Genomic DNA, 3,220 nt, shown 5'->3' with positions numbered 1-3,220 from the left:
GCTGTTCTCACAGCGCTTGAGTATAGAATACGACCCGCTAGGTAAAGCGACGTATAGGGAGCGTAAAGAATCGTAAAGAGTGATTTTTCTCCTCTTCGTTGCGCATCATTCCAATGTAATATTAGGCTATCGGTAACTTACTATAGGTGCCCCCATGGCAAACATTCTTTTAATCGATGACGATATCGAGCTAACCAGCTTATTAAAAGAAGTACTCAGTTTCGAAGGGTTTGACGTCAGCGAAGCAAATGACGGTGAAGCCGGCTTAGCCGCGATCAATGATAAGATTGATTTGATTTTGTTGGATGTCATGATGCCAAAACTCAATGGCATGGAAACGCTGAAACGCTTACGTGAAAATTGGGAAACTCCCGTCTTGATGCTGACCGCTAAAGGAGAAGAAATTGATCGCGTGATCGGCTTGGAACTGGGCGCGGATGACTATTTACCAAAACCTTTTAGTGACCGAGAGCTGTTAGCGCGTATCCGCGCGATTTTACGCCGCACTAGCAGCACACAAAAAAATACCAAAAACAGCGATTGCATTGAGTATCAAGAAATCCGCCTCTATCCCGGTAAGCAAGAAGCGTACTGTGAGCAACAGCTACTCGATCTCACGGCAACCGAGTTTGCGCTACTCACCCACTTCGTACAAAACCCAGGACAAGTGCTGACCAAAGAGACACTGAGCTTAGATGTGCTTGGTAAACGACTCGCTGCTTTTGATCGCGCTATCGATATGCATGTCTCGAACTTACGTAAAAAATTACCAGATCAAAGCAATGGCAAGCCGCGAATTAAAACCCTGCGTGGTCGTGGCTACATGCTGCTTGAGGAGGATTAATGCGCCTATCACGCATCAAACTGCCAAACATCAATAGCCTGTATGGACGCATCTTTGCCATTTTTTGGTTCACCATGTTATTAGTATTGATAGCCGTGCTATCACTGCCACATTTGGACCCACGCAAAGCTCGCGATATTCCAGAAGAACACTACAAACGTATGGTAGAAACGCGTGACTCAATCCAACAAAAATACAGCCAGCAAACTGATTTAGGCCGCATACTTTTTCGTATCGAGGGCAACCGCCACGGCAAGCACGACCCTCGCCCACGAGTGTTTTTTTCTGACTACAGCGGTAATGTTCTTACGACAGAAAAACGCAGCAATTTTCAATTGCGTGCCATGCAAAACTTTGTCACCAGTATCGAAGATTACAATAATCCAAAGCAGAAGCTGTATGGTCGATACATGATTGCGGGCCCAATTCCTATCACTTTGGCAGATTCCGATATCTTGATGTACGTGGGCTTCAAGTGGAATGAGCCACCACCTCTACTCCTGCGTCTGTTTGATCACCCATTCCAGCTCTTGCTTGCGGTCATGTTGGTTAGTACACCATTGCTGTTATGGCTTGCTTGGGCTTTGAGTCAGCCTGCACGTCGTCTTGAAGCCGCTGCTCAACGTGTGGCGAAAGGTGAATTTGTCACAGACCCAAATTTAGAAAAAGGTACGGCGGAATTTCGTCAAGCAGGCAGCAGCTTCAACCAGATGGTCGAAGCGGTTAATCAAATGATTTCAGGACAACAACGTTTGCTATCCGATATCTCTCACGAGCTGCGCTCACCTTTAACTCGTCTGCGCATGGCAAGCGCATTAGCGACGCGTAAACAAGGCGAAAGCCCAGAACTGACTCGTATCGATACCGAAGCGCAGCGCTTGGAACAGATGATCAGCGAACTATTAGAGCTTTCTCGCATGCAGGCGAACAGTCATATGACTCGCGAAACACAGCCACTAGAAAGTTTATGGGAAGAAATCATTAAAGATGCGCAGTTTGAAGCAGAGCAAATGGGCAAACAGCTACACTATTCAGAATTACCTAAGCGCAATATTTCCGGTAACCCTAAACTGCTGATGAGTGCGGTGGAAAATATCGTTCGTAACGCCATTTACTACGGAAAAGACGAGGTACAAATCGACATCAAAGCCGATGACGATACGCTTCGTATCACGGTTGACGATAATGGAGAAGGTGTACCAGAAGAGGAACTGGCCGCGATTTTTCGCCCGTTCTATCGCGTTTCCACGGCACGCGATCGCCACTCTGGCGGCACAGGTCTCGGCCTAACCATTACCGAAAGTGCCATTCGCCAGCACAGTGGCACGATCGCAGCCAGCCGAAGTCCTTTAGGCGGATTGCGTATGAGTATCACCTTACCGATCAATTGTTAGTCTCAATTTGATGAACTAACAATAATTCGCATCATATTTCTAGAGTGAGTGATTCACAGCCCCACCCTCACTTTAGAAATTGGTGAGGGCTTCTTAGAATACCCTTACAAAGATCAAAGTTGATAATAATTATCGTTAGCATTAAAGTGAATTTTCCAATTAAGGAGGATTTACTATGTCACATACATTTCCCGCTCTGCCTTACCCGTACGATTCACTAGAGCCGTACATCGACGCGAAAACCATGGAAGTGCATTACAGCAAACACCACAAGACGTACTTTGATAAGTTTGTAAATGCCGTTGAAGGGAGTGAGCTCGAAACTCAGTCATTAGACGAGATCTTTGACAATATCTCTAAGCTCAGTCCAGCAGTACGTAATAATGGTGGCGGCTATTACAACCACATCATTTATTGGAATTGCATGTCACCAAACGGTGGCGGAGAGCCTCAAGGCGCGCTTGCTCAAGCAATTAACGATAAATTTGGTAGCTTTGCGCAATTTAAAGAGGCGTTTGCCCAAGCTGCCATCAATACCTTTGGGTCTGGCTTTGCATGGCTGATCGTAAAAGATGGTGAGATTCACATTACGTCCACCAGTAATCAAGACAACCCTCTGATGGACGTAGTGGATGTGCGCGGTGAACCAATCCTCGCATTAGACGTGTGGGAGCACGCGTATTACATCAGCTACCAAAACCGTCGCCCAGAATATATTGATGCGTGGTGGAACGTCGTCAACTGGCGAGCAGTTGAAGAAAACTATGCTCACGCTCTCTTATAAAAAGCATCACTACTTACGGTATTAACATCCGCGCTAATGCCTGCTTTCATACCCAGGTCAATTTTGCTGAATCTCGCATCTCTCGGTGACTTGGGTATATACTGCCGTTCTCTTTGACCAACTCTATTTCAATACCATGTTTGATATCGCTTTATACGAACCAGAAATCGCGCCGAACACCGGCAACATCATTCGACT

The 3,220-nt window shown here is 46.2% G+C and carries 3 protein-coding genes and 1 pseudogene; all 4 read left to right on the top strand.

The features are described from left to right. Positions 1-154: 154 nt before the first annotated feature. The gene (locus tag R8O70_RS24715; protein ID WP_005382384.1) at positions 155-844 is read left to right on the top strand and encodes a response regulator; all 690 of its coding nucleotides are present in this window, start codon (positions 155-157) and stop codon (positions 842-844) included. Beyond that, positions 844-2,238: an envelope stress sensor histidine kinase CpxA gene (cpxA, locus tag R8O70_RS24710; RefSeq protein ID WP_170894109.1), complete on the top strand. Its 1,395-nt coding sequence runs from the start codon at positions 844-846 to the stop codon at positions 2,236-2,238. Before R8O70_RS24715 ends, cpxA begins: the two co-directional genes overlap by 1 nt. Positions 2,239-2,413: 175 nt before the next feature. After that, positions 2,414-3,022: a superoxide dismutase gene (locus R8O70_RS24705; protein ID WP_005382382.1), complete on the top strand. Its 609-nt coding sequence runs from the start codon at positions 2,414-2,416 to the stop codon at positions 3,020-3,022. A gap of 136 nt (positions 3,023-3,158) precedes the next feature. Further along, positions 3,159-3,220 (top strand): annotated as a pseudogene (locus R8O70_RS24700) (tRNA (uridine(34)/cytosine(34)/5-carboxymethylaminomethyluridine(34)-2'-O)-methyltransferase TrmL); the annotation flags it as partial.

The organism is Vibrio sp. 779(2023) (genome assembly GCF_033344285.1).
Taxonomy (GTDB): domain Bacteria; phylum Pseudomonadota; class Gammaproteobacteria; order Enterobacterales; family Vibrionaceae; genus Vibrio; species Vibrio alginolyticus.
This window is presented reverse-complemented; position numbering and strand designations above follow the sequence as displayed.

Excerpts from the sequence above, each read along its gene's own strand:
- R8O70_RS24715 (WP_005382384.1), top strand. The coding sequence starts at position 155 with ATGGCAAACATTCTTTTAATCGATGACGATATCGAGCTAACCAGCTTA.
- R8O70_RS24705 (WP_005382382.1), top strand. The coding sequence starts at position 2,414 with ATGTCACATACATTTCCCGCTCTGCCTTACCCGTACGATTCACTAGAG.
- cpxA (WP_170894109.1), top strand. The coding sequence starts at position 844 with ATGCGCCTATCACGCATCAAACTGCCAAACATCAATAGCCTGTATGGA.